Origin of the sequence: Pseudomonas sp. LAMO17WK12:I10 (assembly GCF_900215185.1) — a bacterium.
Classification (GTDB): domain Bacteria; phylum Pseudomonadota; class Gammaproteobacteria; order Pseudomonadales; family Pseudomonadaceae; genus Aquipseudomonas; species Aquipseudomonas chlororaphis.
This window is the reverse complement of record NZ_OBDX01000007.1, coordinates 174,252-195,261: the sequence shown is the minus strand read 5'-3', so window position 1 is coordinate 195,261 and position 21,010 is coordinate 174,252. Positions and strand designations below refer to the sequence as shown.

The window sequence follows — 21,010 nt, the reverse complement described above, 5'->3', positions numbered from 1 at the left end:
TCGCGATGGTCGTCAACGATAACGCTGGCTATCTGGATAACCGCGTCGTCCTGAAGTCCATCGCGAGCAAGCTCGCTCCTGCAATGGTTTTGTATCGCTCATGAAGTTGTCGGCTAACGAGAACCCCATGCCTCAACCGCGTCCCTACAAAGTTGCACTCAACGGCTACGGCCGGATCGGTCGTTGTGTCTTGCGTGCCCTGTTCGAACGGGGGGCTGCGGCCGGGTTCGAGATTGTCGCGATCAACGATCTGGCCGACATGGCCAGCGTGGAATACCTGACACGCTTCGACTCCACCCACGGCCGGTTTCCCGGCGAAGTGAAGGTCGACGGCGACTGTCTGCATATCAATGGCAACTGCGTGAAGGTCCTGCGCAGTGCCACCCCCGAAGGCATCGATTGGGCGTCCCTGGGCGTCGATCTGGTGCTCGAATGCTCCGGCGCCTATCACACCCGTGAAGACGGCCAGCGTTTCCTCGACGCCGGTGCGCCGCGGGTGCTGTTTTCCCAGCCGATGGCCAGCGAGGCGGATGTCGACGCCACCATCGTCTATGGCGTCAACCAGGACTGCCTGACCGGCGACGAGCTGCTGGTGTCCAACGCGTCCTGCACCACCAATTGCGGCGTGCCGCTGTTGCGCCTGCTGGACCAGGCCATTGGCCTGGAGTACGTGTCGATCACTACCATCCACTCGGCGATGAACGACCAGCCGGTGATCGACGCCTATCACCATGAAGACCTGCGCCGCACCCGTTCGGCGTTCCAGTCGGTGATCCCGGTGTCCACTGGTCTGGCGCGCGGTATCGAACGGCTGCTGCCGGAACTTGCCGGGCGAATTCAGGCCAAAGCTGTGCGCGTGCCGACCGTCAACGTGTCCTGCCTCGACATCACGATGCAGACCGTGAGCGATACCGACACCGGCGAAGTCAACCGGATCCTGCGCGAGGCCGCCACCAGCGGTCCGCTCAAGGGCCTGTTGGCCTATACCGAGTTGCCGCACGCCAGTTGTGATTTCAACCATGATCCGCATTCGGCGATCGTCGATGCCAGCCAGACCCGTGTTTCCGGCCCGCGGCTGGTGAACATCCTGGCCTGGTTCGACAACGAATGGGGTTTTGCCAACCGAATGCTGGACGTTGCAGGACACTATCTGCAAACAGCCGCACCCAAAGCTGTCTCTTAACTTCCCGTTTCCAAAAAAACAGTAACCCAGGAATTGCGACCCATGACCGTGTTGAAGATGTCCGACCTCGATCTGCAAGGTAAGCGCGTACTGATCCGCGAAGACCTCAACGTCCCAGTCAAGGACGGTGTTGTCACCAGCGATGCGCGAATCCTGGCTTCGCTGCCGACCATCAAGCTGGCCCTGGAAAAAGGCGCGGCCGTGATGGTCTGCTCGCACCTCGGCCGTCCGACCGAAGGCGAGTTCTCCGCCGAGAACAGCCTCAAGCCAGTGGCCGACTACCTGAGCCGTGCCCTGGGTCGTGAAGTGCCGCTGGTGGCCGACTACCTGGGCGGCGTCGACGTCAAGGCCGGCGACATCGTGCTGTTCGAGAACGTGCGCTTCAACAAGGGCGAGAAAAAGAACGCCGACGAGCTGGCCCGGCAATACGCCGCCCTGTGCGATGTGTTCGTGATGGACGCCTTCGGCACCGCGCACCGCGCCGAGGGTTCGACCCACGGCGTGGCCAAGTTCGCCAAGGTCGCCGCTGCCGGCCCGCTACTGGCCGCCGAACTGGACGCGCTGGGCAAGGCCCTGGGCGCCCCGGCCAAGCCGATGGCGGCCATCGTCGCCGGCTCCAAGGTGTCGACCAAGCTCGACGTCCTCAATAGCCTGAGTCAGATCTGCGACCAACTGATCGTCGGTGGCGGCATCGCCAACACCTTCCTCGCCGCTGCCGGTCACCCGGTCGGCAAGTCGCTGTACGAGCCGGACCTGCTGGATACCGCGCGCGCCATCGCCGCCAAGGTCAGCGTGCCGCTGCCAGTGGACGTGGTAGTGGCCAAGGAATTCGCCGAAAGCGCGACCGCCACCGTCAAGCTGATTGCCGAGGTGGCGGCTGATGACATGATCCTGGACATCGGCCCGCAAACCGCGGCGAATTTCGCCGAGCTGCTGAAGTTGTCGAAGACCATCCTGTGGAACGGTCCGGTCGGCGTGTTCGAGTTCGACCAGTTCGGTAACGGCACCAAGGTGCTGGCCCAGGCCATCGCGGAAAGCGCGGCGTTCTCCATCGCCGGCGGCGGCGACACCCTGGCGGCCATCGATAAATATGGCGTGGCCGAGCAAATCTCCTACATTTCTACCGGCGGTGGCGCTTTCCTCGAATTCGTCGAGGGCAAGGTGCTGCCAGCGGTCGAAGTCCTGGAAAGCCGGGCCAAAGCCTGAAGTCCCGATGGCCAGGCAAAGGAGTGTTCATATGGTCAAGACGTTACCGCTGTTGATCGTCGCGGGCCTGCTGGCCGGTTGCGGCAGCCAGCCTGCCCAGCCGGAGCCCGAGTCGGGAGAGCCTGAGAGAGGTTGCTATCAGGCCGACTGGCAGGCCGAGACCGCGCCTGTGATCAACAAGCGCATGGGGCCCGATGGTCTGGACAAGTACGAGACTCCAGCCAAGGCCAAGGAACATGGTTGCCCTTGACGGGTCTGATTCGATAACGCGTTGTGCTGGCGGCCGTGGGCCGTCAGCCGAGGAACACCGATGAAAGGCTTTATCGCCGTGGCTGCGCTGGGATTGCTGGCAGGTTGCGCCAACTTCGACCTGTTCAAACCGGCCGAGACGGACAACTGGACGACCTGGGTGTGCGACAGCCAGGCGCAAGTGGTCTGGCGCTATACCGACAGCAGCCGCAAGGAAGTCGATGTGCGGTTGGGCGGGGCCGATCAGGTCTATCGCCTGAAGCTGGAGCCGAGCGGTTCCGGTTCGCTGTACAGCAACGACATGCTGGCGTTTCACGAAAAAGGTGACGAAGGCCTGGTTTACTGGGTCGCCACCAACGATTTGATCGGCCGCGGCTGTAAAGCGCCGTAGGCCGGGAGCCGATGCCGCTTCTATTAATAGGCGCGCGCCGGGCTCGCAAGATTGATGCAGCAACGAATCGGCAGGCCGGGCTGACCCCCGATCTGCAATCACTTGAATAGCAGCCGCCGCTACGGCAGGCTTGCACGATTAACGACCCTCGACCGGGAGAGATACACACAATGGCACTCATCAGCATGCGCCAGATGCTGGACCACGCAGCCGAATTCGGCTACGGCGTTCCAGCCTTCAACGTCAACAACCTTGAACAGATGCGCGCCATTATGGAAGCAGCTGACAAGACTGACTCTCCGGTGATCGTCCAGGCTTCGGCCGGTGCCCGCAAATACGCCGGCGCGCCTTTCCTGCGTCACCTGATCCTGGCGGCGATCGAAGAATTCCCGCATATCCCGGTGTGCATGCACCAGGACCACGGCACCAGCCCTGACGTCTGCCAGCGTTCGATCCAGCTGGGCTTCTCCTCGGTCATGATGGACGGCTCCCTCGGCGAAGACGGCAAGACCCCGACCGACTACGAGTACAACGTTCGCGTGACCCAGCAGACCGTGGCCATGGCTCACGCCTGCGGCGTTTCGGTGGAAGGCGAGCTGGGCTGCCTGGGTTCCCTGGAAACCGGCATGGCCGGTGAAGAAGACGGCATCGGCGCCGAAGGCGTGCTGGACCACAGCCAGATGCTGACCGACCCGGAAGAAGCCGCGGACTTCGTCAAGAAGACCCAGGTCGACGCCCTGGCTATCGCCATCGGTACCAGCCACGGTGCCTACAAGTTCACCAAGCCGCCTACCGGCGACGTGCTGGCCATCGACCGCATCAAAGAGATCCACAAGCGCATCCCCAACACCCACCTGGTGATGCATGGTTCGTCTTCGGTTCCGCAAGAGTGGCTGGCGATCATCAACCAGTACGGCGGCGACATCAAAGAAACCTACGGCGTGCCGGTTGAAGAAATCGTCGAAGGCATCAAGTACGGCGTGCGCAAGGTCAACATCGACACCGACCTGCGCCTGGCGTCCACCGGTGCGATGCGTCGCCTGATGGCCACCAACCCGAGCGAGTTCGACCCGCGCAAGTTCTTCGGCGCCACCGTGACCGCCATGCGCGACGTGTGCATCGCCCGTTACGAAGCCTTCGGCACCGCTGGCAACGCCTCGAAGATCAAGCCGATCTCCCTGGAAGCGATGTTCCAGCGTTACCTCAAAGGTGAGCTGAACGCCAAGGTCAACTAAGCCTTAGCGTTTCACAAAAAAGCCCGCAGCGATGCGGGCTTTTTTGTGCCTGTCATCCGGATGAAGTGGCCTTGCGCTATTATTTGGCCGGCTATCCAGGGAGCCATCATGTTAGTATCGACGCTGTTTTGATTCGGGCTGGACGATACAGAAATCCTGCTTTCTTAAAGTCGAATGTAGTCGTGTCAGGTAGTACATGAAGATTTTTTTCCTGGGCTGGACGGCTCAATACGAGCGTCGGATGATTGATTATTTGTCCACCCGACACAGCGCGAGGTTGATGGTCTTCCCTTCGACGGCCAAGAGAATGGGCCGCTACATCAAGTCGATCAACAAAAGGCTACGCCATCCAAGAGTGGGCACTGGCTGGCTTGGGAAACTGGTGCTTTCGGTCAACCGGGTGGGGCGCGACGACATTCTGGTTTGCAACGAGGGGCAGGTGAAACGGGGCTTGATTCCCAGTGTCATCGCCAGTTTCACCGGCAAGAAAGTGTTGTTGATGCGCGATCTGGTGGACGCGGACTTTGTCCGGGAAATGCATCGGCATTTCGATCGTATCTATAGCTTCGACAAAGACCAGTGCGCTGCTTTCGGCATGGAGTACATGGAGCAGTTTTTCCCCTTCGGATTCCACGAAATGCAAGGGCTGGTCGACGCCGCGACGGCGAACGAGCACGCGCCAAAATGCTTCTTTCTTGGACAGGACAAGCGGCGTGTCGCCAGGATTGAGGCCATGGCGCAGGCGCTTGAGCGTGAAGGTGCGAGCGTCGATTTCGCCATCGTCCGGGACAGTACCTCGAAGGAACACTCCAGGTTCCATATCGACAAGGTCCTGACATATGACGACAACATCCGCCGATCGCTCGCGGCGGATGTGCTGCTGGAAGTCAATCAGGACGGCCAGTCGGGCCTGACGCTGAGAGCACTCGAGGCAGCTTTCTTCAACAAGAAGCTGATCACCACCAACGAGTCGATAAAGACCCTGGATTTCTACCGGCCGGAAAACATATTCGTCACCGTGGATGGCTCGCTTCCGGGCATCGGCAGCTTTCTGAGGGGAAAATCGGTCAAGGTGGATCGGGATATCTTATGCAGATACACCCCTGACCGTATGCTCGAACGCATCATCGAAGATGTTGGCGCCATGCACTAGGCTCGATAAGGCGTTGGCCACCCCTTGAGAAAAAACCGCAGCGATGCGGTTTTTCTGTACCTGTCTCCCGACATGCCTCACGTATCTGCCATTCGCGGGAGCGTCAGGTCGGGTTGTGATCGATATCCAGCTTGTAGAAGGTCACCTTGCCGCCTTCGGTGGTGTAGCCGGTGTTGTCCTGCACGTACACCCCGGCCTTGAAGTACAGCGGCTTGTCGCGCCAGGTGCTGCTGAGCTGGGTGTCCCATTGATAGCCTGCGGCGCTGACGCCCAGGGCACCGCCAGGGCTCAGGTGGATCAGGTAGGAGAACTCGCGATCCAGCGGCACGTTTTCGGCGACGATGATCACCCGGCTATCGATGTCGTCCGGATGCATGCGGACCTTGGCGACTATGTTGCCGCTCTGGGTGGTGGTCTTGTACTGGTACTCGACCTTCACCAGGGGCTTGGTGCTGTTGTAGGCGTGGATCTGGCCGATGACGATCTTGCCCGAGGACGGCACCTGGTTCACCGCCAGGGTGGCGTAGAGCAGGTTGTCGGCTTCCGGGTAGGTCCAGTTTTTCAGGGTGCCGTTGGCGTAGGTTTCACGCAGCTCGCTGCGTGGGTAGATGGCGTTGGCGGTGCGGGAGCCGGTGACGGGCGACCAGAAGAACAGGGTGCCGGTGTCGGAATGGAAATATTGATCCTTGAAGCCCTCCACCAGTCGGGGGGTGTCAATAGTCGCCGGTGGACTGCCTTCGGGAATGCTCAGATTCCAGGTTGCGAGGTCGATCATAGTCAAAGCTTCCCGATTTGATGCCGGATAAAAAAGCCGACAAAGGCTTTAGCCTGCGCTTTTGAAGGCGATCTTTATAAGCGTAGAAGGGGCTTTTGTTAATGCCCGTCCGGCGGATAATTGGCGTCAACCATCTGTCGAAAAAAACGCCTTCATCGGTTTCAGCAGCTATGGGGCTGACCGTTAGTCGGGTGCCTCGGGCTTTGGCTAAATGATGGCGCTGTGACAGCTTCTGCTTTATTGGATCCAGGGCTAGAGTGAAGTCACAGTATTTGTCCGGTCTTGTTCGCAGGCCGACCCTACACAGACAAGAGAAGCAGCATGGAATGCGCGCAAACTCGGCCAGGTGAAGCCAGCTCGGTCTTACTGATTGTTGATGATTACCCCGAAAATCTGCTCAGCATGCGAGCACTCCTGCAGCGCCACGACTGGCAGGTCATGACCGCGGCCTCGGGTGTCGAGGCCCTGGGGCTGTTACTGGAACACGAGATCGATCTGGTGTTGCTGGATGTACAGATGCCGGAAATGGACGGTTTCGAAGTCGCCCGCCTGATGCGCGGCAGCCAGCGAACCCGCCTGACCCCGATCATTTTCCTCACCGCCAACGAGCAGTCCAAGGATGCGGTGATCAAGGGCTACGCCAGCGGCGCGGTGGATTATCTGTTCAAGCCGTTCGATCCGCAGATCCTCAAGCCCAAGGTGCAGGCGCTACTGGAGCAGCAGCGCAATCGCCGCGCGCTGCAGCGCCTGAGCCATGACCTGGAGAGTGCCAGGGCCTTCAATGCCTCGGTGCTGGACAACGCCGCGGAGGGGATTCTGGTAGTGGATGAGGGCGGGGTCATCCGCTTTGCCAACCCGGCGATTTCACGCTTGCTCAACGCTCCGGTGAATGAGCTGGAGGGGGCGTGGCTGCTCGACTATCTGCAAAAGCCCCATGTGCCGCAGTGGGCCGAATCCGAGCTGTATGCCAGCTATCGCAAGGGCGAGACCTACCGCCTGCACGACGCAACGTTGCGTACGGCTTCGGGCCAGCAGGTGTCGGTGGCGTTGTCCTGTGCGCCGCTGTCGAGCGAGCAGAAGGCGATGGTGGTGACCCTGCTCGACATGTCGGAAGTCCGTCATCTGCACCAGCAACTGGAGTACCAGGCAGTGACCGATCCGCTGACCGGCCTGCTCAACCGTCGTGGCTTCTACCAGACCGTGGAGAGCCTGTTGTTGCGCAGCGAGCGCTCCGACAAGTCGCTGGTGCTGCTGTACCTGGACCTGGACGGTTTCAAGCGGGTCAACGATTCCCTGGGGCATGACGCCGGGGACCGGGTGCTGCGCTGGGTGTCCGAACAGATAAAGGCCTGCCTGCGTTCCTTCGACATCCTGGCGCGCATGGGCGGCGATGAGTTCACCGCCTTGCTGGAGCTGGAATTTCCGGAACAGGCGGCGAAGATTTCCGAGAAGCTCATCGAGCGCATATCGATCTGTCAGCAGTTCGATGGCCTGGAGGTCGCGCTGGGGGCCAGTATCGGTATCGCCACCTACCCCGATTGCGGTTCCAACCTGGATGGCCTGATGCGCGCGGCGGACATCGCCATGTACGAGTCCAAGCGTGCCGGGCGCCAGCAATATCGTTATTACGACCACGAAATGAACGGCCGTGCCCGCTCGCGGCTGATGCTCGAGGAAAGTGTGCGCAGCGCGGTCGAGCACAAGGAGTTCAACCTGGTGTACCAGCCCCAGGTGGCGATTGCCGATGGGCGCCTGCGCGGTTTCGAAGCCCTGTTGCGCTGGCGGCATCCGAGCGTCGGCGATGTGCCGCCGGGGTTGTTTCTGCCGTTGCTGGAGGAGGCGCGGCTGATCAGCCGCCTGGGCAGCTGGATCTATCAGCAGAGTGCGAGCCAGCGGGCGTCCTGGAAAACGCTGTTCGCCGAACAGACCGTGCTGGGCGTGAGTTTGAGTGGCACCCAGTTCGCCATGCCGAACCTCGCCACCGAACTGCGCCAGGTCCTGGAACGTCATGGCCTGGAACCTCGGCAGTTGGAGGTCGAGATTACCGAAGACGCCTTGACCCAGAACCTCGACGAGTCGCGCAAGCAGCTGCGCCTGTTGCGCAGTCTCGGGGTGCGGGTGGCGCTGGATGACTTCGGTTCGGGCGCCTGTTCGCTGGCCCACCTGCGGGATCTGGAGCTCGACACCCTCAAGCTCGACCGTCACCTGATCGCCAGGTTGCCGGATTCGGCACGGGATGCGGCGCTGGCGCGCTGCGTGATCGACCTGTGCAAGGCGTTCGGCGTGCTGGTGATCGCCGAGGGCGTAGAGACCCTGGAGCAGTACCGCTGGCTGCAGGCCAACGGTTGCGAGTACGTGCAGGGCTTCCTGGTGGCGCGGCCGTTGATCGCCGCGGATGCCGAGCGCTTTGCCGAGCCTTTCGACTGGAGCGCGTTGCCGGGTTGAATTCGCTACACTGGCGGCCTTTCGTGATTGCGTTGCCGCCCCATGACCGCGTTGAAATACCTCCAGGCCTATCCCGCCACCCTGCAAGAGCAAGTGCGCCAGCTGATTGCGCAAGGGCGGCTGGGCGATTACCTGAGCCAGCGGTACCCCGGCAAGCACGGGGTGCAGAGCGACAAGGCGCTGTACGGCTATGCCCTGGAGTTGAAGCAGGAGTACCTGCGCAACGCCCCGGCCATCGACAAGGTGCTGTTCGACAACCGCCTGGACCTGACGCACCGCGCCCTGGGCCTGCACACCACGATCTCGCGGGTCCAGGGCGGCAAGCTCAAGGCCAAGAAGGAAATCCGCATCGCTTCGCTGTTCAAGGAGGCGGCGCCGGAGTTCCTGCGCATGATCGTTGTCCACGAGCTGGCGCACTTCAAGGAGAGCGAGCACAACAAGGCGTTCTACAAGCTCTGCGAGCACATGCTGCCGGGCTATCACCAACTGGAATTCGACCTGCGGGTCTACCTGACCTGGCGCGACCTGCAAGCCAGGGCAGGTGGTTCCGAGTAACCCTGTACAAGGAACGGGCGATGGACGTGAGCAAGACCAAAAGCAGCTTTTACCGCCGGCTGTATGTGGCGTACCTGATCGACAGCGGCCTGGCCAGCAATGTCCCGGCCCTGACCGAGGCCACCGGCATGCCGCGGCGCACCGCGCAGGACACCATTGCCGCCCTGGCGGATCTGGATATCGTCTGTGAGTTCGAGCAGCAGGACGGCGCGCGCAATCATGCCGGCAGCTATCGGATCAAAAGCTGGGGCGCGATCGACAAGGGTTGGATCGAAGCGAACCTGTCGCGGATCAAGACGGTGCTGGAGTATCCCTGAGGGATTCGATCTGAATGCAAGCCCGCTGGCGCCAGCAGGCTTGCGATTGTCCTGTCAGGCCCGGCGCATGCCGATATGGGGAATATCGTCTTCCAGGTACTCCTCGCCCACGACATTGAAGCCGTAGCGCCCGTAATACCCCTGCAAATGCGCCTGGGCCGACAGATAGATCGGCATCTGCGGCCAGCGTTTCTGCGCCTGTTTCAGGGCGTGCTCCATCAGTTCATGGCCCAGCCCCTTGCCCCGCGCTTGCGGGGCGATCACCACGCGGCCGATGACCACGTCGCCGCCCTGGGAGGTCGGGTCGAGCAGGCGCAGATAAGCCACCAGCTGGTCATCGTCCCAGGCCATCAAGTGGCAGGTGTCACCTTCCAGATCCTGGCCATCGACTTCCTGGTAGGCGCATTTCTGCTCGACCACGAAGACTTCGGTACGCAACTGCAGGATCGCGTACAGCTGCTCCTTGCCCAGATCGGTGTGGTGTTTGCAGACCCATTCGATTGTCATCGTTTCATCCTTTGGAAAGCGGTGCCCGGATGTTAAGCGCCTGGCGGGTGGCTTGTCTTGCCCGGCGCTGGAGTGGTGTTTCTGTGAGATAGGTCAAAATGCCATCATTGCATTGGTTCGCGGCGGTCTTCTTTGTGTAATCTGCGCTGAGGCGCTGTGCAGTGGCGCCCATAAGCTACTGTTAGGAGCTGGGTCGCGGCCGTCCACCGGCCGGAGAACCTCGAGTCTGGGCAAAAAAACACGCAGGGCTGTCCGCCCGCTAAGGATCTTTTAGCATGCCGCGATTGCATCGAGCCTTTGCTTTGATCGGATTGCTGTTGCTGGGCCAGAGCGTTTATGCGGAAAAATTGCGATTGGTCGCCGACGCCTGGCCGCCCTTCACGGATGCGACGCTGGTCAACGGCGGGCTGGCCACCGACATCGTCAGCACCGCGCTGGCCCGGGCCGGTTATGCCAGCGAGTTCGAACAGGTGCCCTGGGCGCGGGCCTTGCTTGGCGTCGGCGAGGGGCGTTATGACGTGCTGGTGAATGCCTGGTTCAATGAGACCCGCACCCAGCTGGGGCAATTCTCCTCGGAGTACCTGGTCAATCGGGTGCGTTTCATCCGGCGCAAGGATGCCCCCATCGAATACACCAGCCTCAAGCAACTGCACCAGTACCCCATCGCGGTGGTGCGCGGTTATGCCTACTCCCCCGATTTCGACAGCGATCCAGAGCTGCAGAAGGTCCTGGTGCACAACTTCGCGATGGCGGTGCGCATGCTGGCAGCCGACCGGGTCAAGCTGACCCTGGAGGACGAGTACGTCGCCCGCTATTACCTGGCGCGGGAGTCGCCGCGGGTGCGTAACGCGGTGGAGTTCCTGCCCAATTCCCTGAGCGAGAACGGCCTGCATATCCTGGTCAGCCTGAAGAACCCCGCGCATGCGCAGATCGTGGCGGGGTTCGATCGAGAGATCGAGGCGATGAAAGCCGACGGCAGCTACGACCGCCTGCTGCGCCAGCATGGGATGTGAAACGGCGCCATTAAAGCTGCTGCCGCAGGCTGGGCGCCGAGGCCAAAACCTGCGGCGTTCTTGAAAGCTTGCGCCTCCTGCGGCAGCGGCTACGCGGCCTGTTCTTCGCCGGTGTCCTTGATCAGATGCGCCGCCAGGGTCCGCAAGGGGCCCAGTTGGCGGCAGATCAGCGCCAGTTGGGTCTGCACCAGCCGCTGGCCTTCATCGATCTCGTCCGGCATCTGCTCCAGTTCGTTGGCCAGGGCTTCTTCGGCATCGCTCTGGATCGCCACCGGCTGCTTGCTCGCCAGGCCCTGGGCGATTTCATCGATGCTGCTGGCCAGGCTGACCCCGGCCCCGTCGATCAGGTGCTCGCGGACTTCCGCCGGCAGTTGGGTTTCCCGATGCGCGCCGAGGCCGGAGAGGTAACTGAGCAAGGTGTGCGAGAGCACCAGGAAGCGAAAGCCCACGTCCGCTTCCTTACGGAAATGCCCGGGCTCCATCAGCATATTGGCCAGGGTGGTGGACAGCGCCGCGTCGGCGTTGTGGGCGTTGCGCCGGGCCAGGCGGTAAGCCAGGTCGTCGCTCTTGCCGGCCGCGTACTGCTGCATGATCCGCCGCAGGTAGATGCTGTTGCAGGTCAGGGTATTGGCCAGCACCTTGTTCAGGCGTCGGCCCTGCCAGTCCGGCAGGAACAGGAACACCGCCAGGCCGGCGATCAGGCTGCCCAGCAGGGTATCGAACAGGCGCGGCAGCAACAGCCCGTAGCCGTCGCCCACCTGGTTGAAGCAGAACAGCACCATGATGGTGATGGCGCCGGTGGCCAGGGTGTAGCGGGTGGTGCGGTTGGTAAAGAACACCACCCCGGCGGCAATCGCGAACAGCGACTGCACCAGCGGGCTGGGGAACAGGTCGAACAGCGCCCAGGCGACCACCAGGCCGATGGCGGTGCCGATGATCCGCTGGCCCAGCTTGCGCCGCGTGGCACCATAGTTCGGCTGGCAGACGAACAGGGTGGTGAGGATGATCCAGTAACCCTGGGAGGGGTGGATCAGGTGCACCATGCCGTAGCCGATGCTCAGGGCCAGGGGCAGGCGCAGGGCGTGGCGAAACAGCAGCGATGTCGGGGTCAGCTGGGTGCGCAGGCGGGTCCAGACGTCCTTGAGGTTGCGCGGCGAACGGTCCAGCAGGCTGCTGTCGGTGGCGTCGGCAAGGGCGTCGGGGTTGCTGGCGTCACTGAGCAGGCGGTCGAGGGTGCCGAGGTTGGCGGTCAGGGCCCGCAGCGAACGCAGGAGGCCGCGCCAGGCCGGGTTGCTCTGGATGCGCAGGTGTTCCAGGGAGGCGTGCAGGTCGCTCAGGGCTTCGGCGAAGCTGGCATCGTAGACGAAGGGCTGGCGCAGCTGGATGGATTCGCCCAGGGCCCGGCAAGCCTTGCCCTGCTGGCGCAGCAGGCGCTGGCAGCGGAACAGTACATCGCTGTGGAAGAACGCATCGGCCAGGGCGTTGTAGGGGTAGTGGGACGAGCTGGCGCGTTCGTGGATGTCCTGGGCGAGGAAGTACAGCTTCAGGTAGCGGCTGACTTTCGAGCCCGGCCGGCCGTTGCCGACCCGGTGCAGGATGATTTCCTTGGCGGCGTTCAGGGCCGCCACCACCCGGCCGTTCTGCTGCGCCAGTTCCAGCCGGCGCGCTTCCACGTCCAGCTGGCGGATCGGCTCGAACAGCGACGACTTGAGCTTGAGGTAATAGCCCAGCTCGCGGAACAGGCGCGCCAGGCTCTGCTGCACCGGCTGGTTGGAAAACATCGCCTGCCACAGTACCGACAGCAGGCCGTACCAGGCGGCACCGGCCACCAACAGCAGCGGTTCGTGCCAGAAGTCGGTGACGGCGCCGCCGCGCTGGTCCACGCCGATCATGGTGTAGACCGACAGGATCAGGGTCGCCGAGGCAATCGCCCCATAACGTTCGCCCAGGGCGCCGAGCATGGTCAGGCCAAAGCTGGCCAGCGCCAGGGCGATGACGAAGATCCAGGGATAGGGGAACAACAGTTCGACGGAAAGGGCAGCGACGCTGAAGCACACCAGGGTCACGGCCAGGGAATTGATCCGGCCTTGCCAGCTGTCGTCGGTCTCGGCCAGGGCGCTGGCGATAATCCCCAGGAACAAGGGGATCAGCAAGGCCATTTCGTCCTGGTACCAGCACAGCGCCATGCTCCCGGTCAGAGCGATGAACACCCGCACGCTGTAGCTGAATTTATCCAGCGCCCAAAGGCGCCGCAGTGACTGACGAAAGCTGGTCGATGACATGAAGTGAGAAAGCCTTCCGGGGCGATGCCGCTAAATTGAGCCAGTATTGACGACCGCGCAATGGGGTCGTCACATCCGACAGCAAATTCTGTTCCCGCTGATGTTCATCGGTACCTGTAGCCGCTGCCGCAGGCTGCGATCGACCCGAAGGGGCGCAGCGGTCTGGCGTCCCCCGAGGTCCTGCGGACCTATCGCAGCCTGCGGCAGCGGCTACAGGTGTCAGGGGAATGCCGGGAAGCGGATCAGACGTACTGCGCGGCCGCGTAGCCGGAGGCCCAGGCCCACTGGAAGTTGAAGCCGCCCAGGTGGCCGGTGACGTCCAGCACCTCGCCAATGAAATACAGCCCCGGGCTCTTCAGCGACTCCATGGTCTTGGACGACACCTCGCGAGTGTCGACGCCGCCCAGGGTCACTTCGGCGGTGCGATAGCCCTCGGTGCCGGCCGGGACCACTTTCCAGCACGCCAGTTGCTCGGCGATCTGCGCCAGTTCGGCGTGGGTGTACTGCTTCATCGGTTTGGAGACGAACCAGTTGTCCGCCAGCAGGCCGGCCATCTTCTTGGTGAAGATCTCGCCGAGCAGGGTCTTCAGCTCGCTGTTCGGGCGTTCGGCCTGCTGCTGTTGCAGCCAGCTTGCGGCGTCGTGGTCCGGCAGCAGGTTGATCTCCACCGTGTCGCCGGATTCCCAGAACGAGGAAATCTGCAGGATCGCCGGACCGCTCAGGCCACGGTGGGTGAACAGGATGTTCTCGCGAAAGCTCATGTCGTTGCAGCTCACCAGGCAGTCCACCGAGGTACCGGACAGCTCGCCGCACAGCTCCTTGAGCTGGTCGGTGATAGTGAACGGCACCAGGCCCGCGCGGGTCGGCAGCAGCTCGTGGCCGAATTGCTTGGCCACCTGATAGCCGAAGCCGGTGGCGCCCAGGGTCGGAATCGACAGGCCGCCGGTGGCGATCACCAGGGATTCGCACTGGAGCTGGCCGAGGGTGGTTTCCAGCAGGTAGCCGCTGTCGAGCTTCTCGATCTGCTGGATCGAGGTGTCCAGGTGCAGCTGCACGCCGACCTGGTCGCACTCGTCGAGCAGCATGCCGAGGATGTCGCTGGACTTGTTGTCGCAGAACAGCTGGCCGAGTTTTTTCTCGTGGTACGGCACGCCGTGCTTGGCCACCAGGCCGATGAAATCCCACTGGGTGTAGCGGGCCAGGGCCGACTTGCAGAAATGCGGGTTGTGCGAGAGGAAATTGCCCGGCTCGGTGTACATATTGGTGAAGTTGCAGCGCCCACCGCCGGACATGAGGATCTTCTTGCCGGCCTTGTTGGCATGGTCCAGCAGCAGCACCTGGCGGCCACGGCCGGCCGCGGTCAGCGCGCACATCAACCCTGCGGCGCCAGCGCCAATGATCACGACTTCGGTAGAGCGCAAAACGGTGTCCTCAATAGGGGGCAAACAACCCTGTAGCCGCTGCCGCAGGCTGCGATAAGGCCGAAGGCCTTCAGCGATCTCAAGATCCCGCGCCCCTTCGTACGGAGTGCCGCCCAGATCGATCGCAGCCTACGGCAGCGGCTACAGGTCAAGCGGTGGTATTACAGGATGCGCACGCGCAGCGAACGGCCCTTGATCTTGCCGTTGTTCAGGCGTTGCAGGGCCTGCTTGGCGATGCCGCGGTCCACGGCGACATAGGCCTGGAAATCGAAGATCGCGATCTTGCCGACCTGAGTGCCGGGGATGCCGGCTTCACCGGTCAGGGCGCCGAGGATGTCGCCCGGACGCACTTTGTCCTTGCGCCCGGCGCCGATGCACAGGGTGCTCATGGCTGGCAGCAGCGGGCCGCCGCCCTGGGATTTCAGGCTGTCGATCTGTTCCCAGTTCAAGGGCGACTTCTGCAATTGCTCGATGGCCTGGGCGCGGTGCGCCTCGGACGGCGCCACCAGGCTGACGGCCAGGCCTTTCTCGCCGGCGCGCCCGGTGCGGCCGACGCGGTGGATGTGGATTTCCGAATCCCGCGCCAGTTCGACGTTGATCACCATGTCCAGGGCATCGATGTCCAGGCCGCGGGCGGCCACGTCGGTGGCCACCAGCACCGAGGTGCTGCGGTTGGCGAACATCGCCAATACCTGGTCGCGGTCGCGCTGTTCCAGGTCGCCGTGCAGGCCCACCGCGGACATGCCCTTGGCGGTCAGGTGGTCGACGGTTTCCTGGACCTGCTGCTTGGTGAAGCAGAAGGCCACGCAGGATTGCGGACGGAAGTGGTTAAGTACCTTGACTACCGCATCGATGCGCTCTTCCGGCGAGATCTCGTAGAAACGCTGCTCGATCTGGCTGTCGGCGTGCAGGGCTTCGGCCTTCACCTGCTGCGGGTCGCGCATGAACTTCGAGGCCAGCTGCTTGATGCCCACCGGGTAGGTGGCGGAGAACAGCAGGGTCTGCCGGCGCTCGGGGGTGTAGGCGATGATCTCTTCGATCGGGTCGTAGAAGCCCATGTCCAGCATGCGGTCGGCTTCGTCGAGGACCAAGGTGTTGAGACCGTCGAGTTTCAGCGAGCCCTTGCGCAGGTGCTGGGACAGGCGGCCCGGGGTGCCGACGATGATGTGCGCGCCGTGTTCCAGCGAGGCGATCTGCGGGCCGAAGGACACGCCGCCACACAGGGTCAGGACCTTGATGTTGTCTTCGGCGCGGGCCAGGCGGCGGATTTCCTTGGCCACCTGGTCGGCCAGCTCGCGGGTCGGGCAGATCACCAGGGCCTGGCAACCGAAGTAGCGCGGATTGATCGGGTTCAGCAGGCCGATGCCGAACGCGGCGGTCTTGCCGCTGCCGGTCTTGGCCTGGGCGATCAGGTCCATCCCCTTGAGGATCACCGGCAAGCTTTGCGCCTGGACCGGCGTCATCTGGGCATAACCGAGTGAGTCGAGGTTAGCCAGCATGGCGGCGGACAGCGGCAAAGTATTAAAAGCGGTGGCAATGGTGGTCACGGGACGGGCCTGTAAAACAAAATGTCGCGCAGTGTATCAGTCCCGCTCCCTTTACCTGCAATTTCTGGACGAGCGAGCCATCGCTCGCTCCTGTAGCCGCAGCCGACGTCAATCGAGCTGCATGTTTTATCCGATGCGGCTCAGTGCTCGATATGCTCCTGGACCTTCTTCGCCCGCCGGCCGTCCCTGGGCGACAGTTGCAGGAAGATCGCCGCCGCCAGCATCGCCATGATCCCTACCGTGAGGAAAGTCAGCTGGAAGGCGCCGAGCACGGTGTTCACGCCGTCATTGCCGGCTTCGGCGGTGGAGCCGCCGAGCAGCGCGCCGGCGCAGGCCACCCCCAGGCTCAGGGACAGTTGCGCCACCACCGACAGCAGGCTGTTGCCGCTGCTGGCGGAAGCGTCGTCGAGGTCGATCAGGGTCACGGTGTTCATCGCCGTGAACTGCAGCGAGTTGATCGCCCCCAGCACCGCCAGCATGCCCAGCAGCAGCGGGTAGGGCGTCTGCTGCGTGACCAGGCCCATGCTGGCGAGCATGATCCCCAGCGCCAGGGTGTTACCGGTGAGGACGATGCGATAGCCCAGGCGTTCGATCAGCGGGCGGGCGATGGACTTGGCGAGCATCGCCGCGGCGGCCAGCGGCAGCATGCTCATCCCGGCCTGGGACGGTGAATAACCGAGGGCCACTTGCAGCAGCAGCGGCACCAGGAACGGCAGGGCACCGCTGCCGAGGCGGGCGAACAGATTGCCGAGGATGCCTACGGCAAAGGTCCGCACCTTGAACAGCGAAGGCGCGAACAGCGGATTGTCGATATGCCCGGCCCGCAGCCAGTAGGCCGCGAGGCAGGCCAGGCCGCCGAACAGCAGCAACATCACCCGCAGGTGCGGCAGGTGCAGTTCGCCCAGGCCCTCCATGGCGATGGTGATCAGCACCATCGCCGCGCCGAACAGCAAAAAACCCAGGCCGTCGAAACGCGTGCGTTCGCTGCCGCGCAGGTCGGGAATGAAGCGCCAGACGGCATAACAGCCGATCGCGCCCACCGGCAGGTTGATCAGGAAGATCCAGTGCCAGGTCAGGTACTGCACCATCCAGCCGCCCATGGTCGGGCCGATCAGCGGGCCGAGCAGCCCGGGAATAGTGATGAAACCCATGATCCGCACCAGTTCCGAGCGCGGGTAGGCGCGCAGCACCACCAGCCGGCCGACGGGCAGCATCAGGGCGCCGCCCAGGCCCTGGATCACCCGGGCGCCGACCAGCATGCTCAGGGAGTTGGACAGGGCACAGAGCAACGAGCCGATGCTGAACAACAGGATGGCGCCGAAGAAGATCTTCTTGGTGCCGAAACGGTCGGCGATCCAGCCGGAAGCCGGGATCAGTAGCGCCACGGTGAGCATGTAGGCGATGACCACGCCCTGCATGCGCAACGGATCTTCCGCCAGGTCGCGGGCCATGGCCGGCAGGGCGGTATTGAGGATGGTCCCGTCGAGGGATTGCATGAAGAAGGCGATGGCCACCACCCACGGCAGCCAGCGGGCGGTGGTGGCGTCAAGTTCGGCACGGTTGGGCATGGGACCTCTTTCTTGTGGTGAGCACGTATCCCCCTGCAACCGCATCGCGGGCAAACCTCGCGCCTACAGACGCCATCCCGTAGGAGCGAGATTTGCGTGCGACAGCGGTTACAAGGTCAGCGTCAGCCGGCTCACCAGCGCGCCCGGCAATTGCGCCGAAGCGGTCTGGCGCTGGCTGTAGGTACTGGCCGACAGCAGCAGCTCGCGCTCCCGGGTCAGGCCTTCCAGGTGCGAACCCAGCAGGCTGTAGACGCTGTCATCGAAACGCATGGTGCTGACCGGAGCCTGGATCTCGCCGTTCTCCACCCAGAAGGTGGCGAAGCGGGTCATGCCGGTCAGGCGCGCCGCCGGCTGGTCCGAGTAGTTCAGGTACCACAGGTTGCTGATGTACAGGCCGGTGCCCAGTTGCTTGAGAATCTCCTGCTGCGACAACTGCCCGGGCGCCATGTTCAACGCGCTGGGGTATTCGCCGCTGCCGGCACCGTTGGTGGCCAGGCTGTATTCGGCGGCGCTGCGCGAGTTGATCAGTTGCCCTTGGGCGACGCCGCCGGCGATCAGCGACAGGTCGCTGCGCGGGTAGCCTTCATCGGAAAACGCCGGGCTCAACGAGCCGCTGACCTGCTCGTCCAGCGACACCAGGGGGCTCAGGCTGGCATCGCCGGCATAGAGCTTTTGCAGCGGGCTGTGCTTGCTGGCGATGGACTGCGCGGAAAAACCGCCCCAGCTCAGCATGCCCATGATTTCTTCCAGGGCCGCCGGCGCCAGGTAGGCGCGATAGTGCCCGGGCGCCAGGGTGCGCAGCGGTCGTCCGAGAAACGCCAGCTGTTCCCGGGCCTGCTGGAAGCGCTGGGCGAAGCCCAGGCTGCTCCATTCATGCCCGGCGTAGCTGGCTTTGACGGCCTGGCCATTCTCGTGGAACAGGCTGAAGTCGAAGTTGAAGCTGTTGGCCTGGTGCCAGCCAAAGGCTCCCGAGGAACTGGCAAAACCCCGGCTGATCGGGCCGGCCGCATAGAACCCCACCAGGTCCAGCCCGGCGGCGGCCTGGCCGATTTCGGCCACTACCTGCTCGCTGCTGGGCAGCGGGTGCTCCTGCACATTGTGGGTGTTCCAGGCATCGGGGTTGAGCAGCAGGTACGGGTCCCGGGGCAGCAGCGGCAGGGTCTCGCGCAATTGTTGCAGGCCTTCGGCCAGGCGCTGGACATCGACCTGCGGATCGCCGGCGAGGGTAATCTCGAGGTCGGCATGGCGCCCGTCGTCGATCAGCTTGAAGCCGAGGCTGGCCTGCTGCACTTGCCCGGCTTGGCGCACCTTGGCGTGGTTGAAGCGGATGAACTGCGAAGACTCGGCGGCGTAGCTCAGGGTGAACTGTTCGGGCTCGCGCACGGCATCGCGCAGCCAGTCCACCAGAGCCTTGAACTGCTCGGCCTGATTCAGGGACGTACTCATCAGGCATCTCCTCCAAATACATCGACATGGCTGAACACACAGGCCGGCGAGGCATGGCCGACGCGGATCACCTGGTTCGGTTCGCCCTTGCCGCAGTTCGGCGTGCCCAGGACCTTGAAGGTGCTGGCGTCGCCGACGGCGCTGAGGTTTTTCCAGAAATGCGCGGAAATCGCCCGGTAGTTGGGGTTTTTCACCACGCCCTTGAGTTCGCCGTTCTCGATCAACTGGCCCCATTCACAGCCGAACTGGAACTTGTTGCGCGCATCGTCGATGGACCAGGAACGGTTGGTGGACATCAGGATGCCATTCTCGATACCGCCGATCAGCTTCTCCAGCGGCTGGTCGCCGGGTTCGATATTAAGGTTGGCCATGCGGTCGATGGGCGGGCGGTTCCAGCTGCAGGCGCGGCTGTTGGCCACGCCGTCGAGGCCGGCACGAAATTGCGAGAGCGCGCCGCCCAGCGGGCGCAGCAGCAGGCCTTGCCTGATCAGGAACTGCTTGCTGGCGGGCGTGCCGTCGTCGTCATGGCCGTAGCTGGCCAACTGCTCGGGAATGTCCGGGTCGAAGGTCACGTTGAGCAGGCTGGAGCCATATTGCAGGCTGCCGAAGTCGCTGCTTTTCACGAAGCTGGTGCCGGCGTAGTTGCGCTCGTCGCCGAGGATGCGGTCCAGCTCCAGCGGGTGGCCGATGGATTCGTGGATCTGCAGCATCATCTGGTCCGGCATCAGCAACAGGTCGCGCGGGCCCTGGGGCGTATTGGGCGCCAGCAGCAATTGCAGCGCCTGGTCGGCGACCTGGGCTCCGGCGCCGATCAGCCCGCAGCGGCTGATCACGTCGGCGCCGCCCTGCTGGCCGAAGTTCTCGCGGCCCAGGCTGCGGGTCTGGCTGTCGCTGCCGTCGTAGGCGGTGACGTCCATGCCCGGGTAGACGAAGCGCTGGGCCTGGCGCAGTTCGGCGCCGGCACTGTTGAGGTAGATCTGCTCGACCTGAGTGAGGCCGAGGCTGACCTGCCAGTTCACCAGGCGCTCGTCCTTGGGCACGGCCGCGGATTCGTCGCCGAGCAACTGGTAGCAGTCGCTCAGGGAGGGAAAGGGCTGGTCGAGGTTGGGCGAGAAGTAGTCGCCGCGGTCGCTGGATACCGCCTGTTCGCGCAGGTCGAGCAGGGCGTGGGCGGCGATCAGCCGGGCTTGTTGCTCGGCGCGTTGCAGCGCGGCCTGCAGGCCGCTTTGCGACAGGTCGTTGGTGGCGGCGTAAGCCTCGACGCCATTGACCCGCACGGTGAGCATCGCGCCTTCGTCGCGGCTCAGGCTCGGCGGCTCCGCGACGTTCTTGCGCACCGACAGGTACTGGCCGGATTCGCGCACGTAGCGCAGGGAAAAGAATTCGGCGCCCGTGCGCAAGGCAGCGAAGCGCTGCTTGAGCTGGGGGTGGAAATCGAACATGTGGGGAACCTCCATGTGAACAGTCTGGCTGTTGCAGGCCTTATCGAGAGCAAGCGGGCGTCGGGCCAGGGTTTTTCTGTAGGAGCAGCCGGTCGAAGCTAGATTGCTCGCGATAAAGCCCGAAGGGCTTGGAAGCCAGGTCGGAAAGGTGCTGGGGAATGCTGCGAGCGCCTAGATTAGGCCCGTGCGGTGCGCGGTATCAAGCAGGGAGGCGCAGGGAAATGTTGGAGAACTGTAGTCGTGGCCAAGGGCTGTGATTCGGCAATCGGGTTCTT

General features: G+C 63.3%; 18 protein-coding genes. 10 read left to right on the top strand and 8 right to left on the bottom strand.

Annotated elements, in window-relative coordinates; all coding sequences use genetic code 11:
• Positions 1–127 precede the first annotated feature (127 nt).
• The 6 genes from epd (at position 128) to CRO75_RS10870 (ending at position 5,417) form a co-directional block, all read left to right on the top strand.
• Positions 128–1,183: an erythrose-4-phosphate dehydrogenase gene (gene epd / locus CRO75_RS10895; RefSeq protein WP_009045982.1), complete on the top strand. Its 1,056-nt coding sequence runs from the start codon at positions 128–130 to the stop codon at positions 1,181–1,183.
• A 42-nt stretch (positions 1,184–1,225) separates the two neighbouring features.
• Positions 1,226–2,389, top strand: coding sequence for a phosphoglycerate kinase (locus CRO75_RS10890; protein WP_097135206.1), 1,164 nt, complete (start codon positions 1,226–1,228; stop codon positions 2,387–2,389).
• 31 nt (positions 2,390–2,420) lie between these two features.
• Positions 2,421–2,639, top strand: coding sequence for a hypothetical protein (locus CRO75_RS10885; RefSeq protein ID WP_009045980.1), 219 nt, complete (start codon positions 2,421–2,423; stop codon positions 2,637–2,639).
• A 60-nt stretch (positions 2,640–2,699) separates the two neighbouring features.
• Positions 2,700–3,029: an MliC family protein gene (locus CRO75_RS10880; RefSeq protein ID WP_007922315.1), complete on the top strand. Its 330-nt coding sequence runs from the start codon at positions 2,700–2,702 to the stop codon at positions 3,027–3,029.
• A gap of 170 nt (positions 3,030–3,199) precedes the next feature.
• A complete protein-coding gene (gene fba / locus CRO75_RS10875) occupies positions 3,200–4,264 on the top strand; it encodes a class II fructose-bisphosphate aldolase (RefSeq protein ID WP_003229012.1) in 1,065 nt (354 codons plus the stop codon).
• Positions 4,265–4,460: 196 nt separating this feature from the next.
• Positions 4,461–5,417, top strand: coding sequence for a hypothetical protein (locus CRO75_RS10870; RefSeq protein WP_097135205.1), 957 nt, complete (start codon positions 4,461–4,463; stop codon positions 5,415–5,417).
• A 103-nt stretch (positions 5,418–5,520) separates the two neighbouring features.
• Here CRO75_RS10870 and CRO75_RS10865 read toward each other — a convergent pair whose 3' ends face one another.
• A complete protein-coding gene (locus CRO75_RS10865) occupies positions 5,521–6,192 on the bottom strand; it encodes a polysaccharide lyase family 7 protein (protein WP_097135204.1) in 672 nt (223 codons plus the stop codon).
• Between the two features lie 321 nt (positions 6,193–6,513).
• Here CRO75_RS10865 and CRO75_RS10860 point away from each other — a divergent pair, with 321 nt between their 5' ends.
• Genes CRO75_RS10860 through CRO75_RS10850 form a run of 3 tightly spaced genes read left to right on the top strand, consistent with a single transcriptional unit; the run spans position 6,514 to position 9,509 of the window.
• Entirely contained in the window at positions 6,514–8,637 is a 2,124-nt protein-coding gene (locus tag CRO75_RS10860) for an EAL domain-containing protein (RefSeq protein ID WP_097135203.1), read from the top strand.
• Between the two features lie 42 nt (positions 8,638–8,679).
• A complete protein-coding gene (locus CRO75_RS10855; protein WP_007922309.1) occupies positions 8,680–9,192 on the top strand; it encodes a M48 family metallopeptidase in 513 nt (170 codons plus the stop codon).
• 20 nt (positions 9,193–9,212) lie between these two features.
• The gene (locus CRO75_RS10850; RefSeq protein ID WP_007922307.1) at positions 9,213–9,509 is read left to right on the top strand and encodes a winged helix-turn-helix domain-containing protein; all 297 of its coding nucleotides are present in this window, start codon (positions 9,213–9,215) and stop codon (positions 9,507–9,509) included.
• 54 nt (positions 9,510–9,563) lie between these two features.
• Here the strand turns inward: CRO75_RS10850 and CRO75_RS10845 are convergent, their stop codons facing one another.
• Entirely contained in the window at positions 9,564–10,016 is a 453-nt protein-coding gene (locus CRO75_RS10845; RefSeq protein ID WP_087089510.1) for a GNAT family N-acetyltransferase, read from the bottom strand.
• Positions 10,017–10,291: 275 nt separating this feature from the next.
• Here CRO75_RS10845 and CRO75_RS10840 point away from each other — a divergent pair, with 275 nt between their 5' ends.
• Positions 10,292–11,029: a transporter substrate-binding domain-containing protein gene (locus CRO75_RS10840; protein ID WP_097135202.1), complete on the top strand. Its 738-nt coding sequence runs from the start codon at positions 10,292–10,294 to the stop codon at positions 11,027–11,029.
• A gap of 89 nt (positions 11,030–11,118) precedes the next feature.
• On the opposite strand, the gene yccS is transcribed toward CRO75_RS10840, so the two are convergent.
• From yccS to CRO75_RS10810, 6 genes are all read right to left on the bottom strand, one after another.
• Positions 11,119–13,311: a YccS family putative transporter gene (yccS, locus tag CRO75_RS10835; protein ID WP_097135201.1), complete on the bottom strand. Its 2,193-nt coding sequence runs from the start codon at positions 13,309–13,311 to the stop codon at positions 11,119–11,121.
• A gap of 242 nt (positions 13,312–13,553) precedes the next feature.
• Positions 13,554–14,732, bottom strand: coding sequence for an NAD(P)/FAD-dependent oxidoreductase (locus CRO75_RS10830; RefSeq protein ID WP_009045973.1), 1,179 nt, complete (start codon positions 14,730–14,732; stop codon positions 13,554–13,556).
• Positions 14,733–14,893: 161 nt separating this feature from the next.
• Entirely contained in the window at positions 14,894–16,231 is a 1,338-nt protein-coding gene (gene dbpA, locus CRO75_RS10825; protein WP_239990570.1) for an ATP-dependent RNA helicase DbpA, read from the bottom strand.
• 188 nt (positions 16,232–16,419) lie between these two features.
• Positions 16,420–17,892, bottom strand: a complete 1,473-nt coding sequence (gene mdtD / locus CRO75_RS10820; protein ID WP_256596201.1) for a multidrug transporter subunit MdtD — start codon at positions 17,890–17,892, stop codon at positions 16,420–16,422.
• A gap of 63 nt (positions 17,893–17,955) precedes the next feature.
• Positions 17,956–19,293: a TldD/PmbA family protein gene (locus CRO75_RS10815; protein WP_085533047.1), complete on the bottom strand. Its 1,338-nt coding sequence runs from the start codon at positions 19,291–19,293 to the stop codon at positions 17,956–17,958.
• The gene (locus CRO75_RS10810) at positions 19,293–20,735 is read right to left on the bottom strand and encodes a TldD/PmbA family protein (protein ID WP_087089500.1); all 1,443 of its coding nucleotides are present in this window, start codon (positions 20,733–20,735) and stop codon (positions 19,293–19,295) included. The genes CRO75_RS10815 and CRO75_RS10810 overlap by 1 nt, the downstream gene beginning before the upstream one ends.
• Between the last annotated feature and the right edge of the window lie 275 nt (positions 20,736–21,010).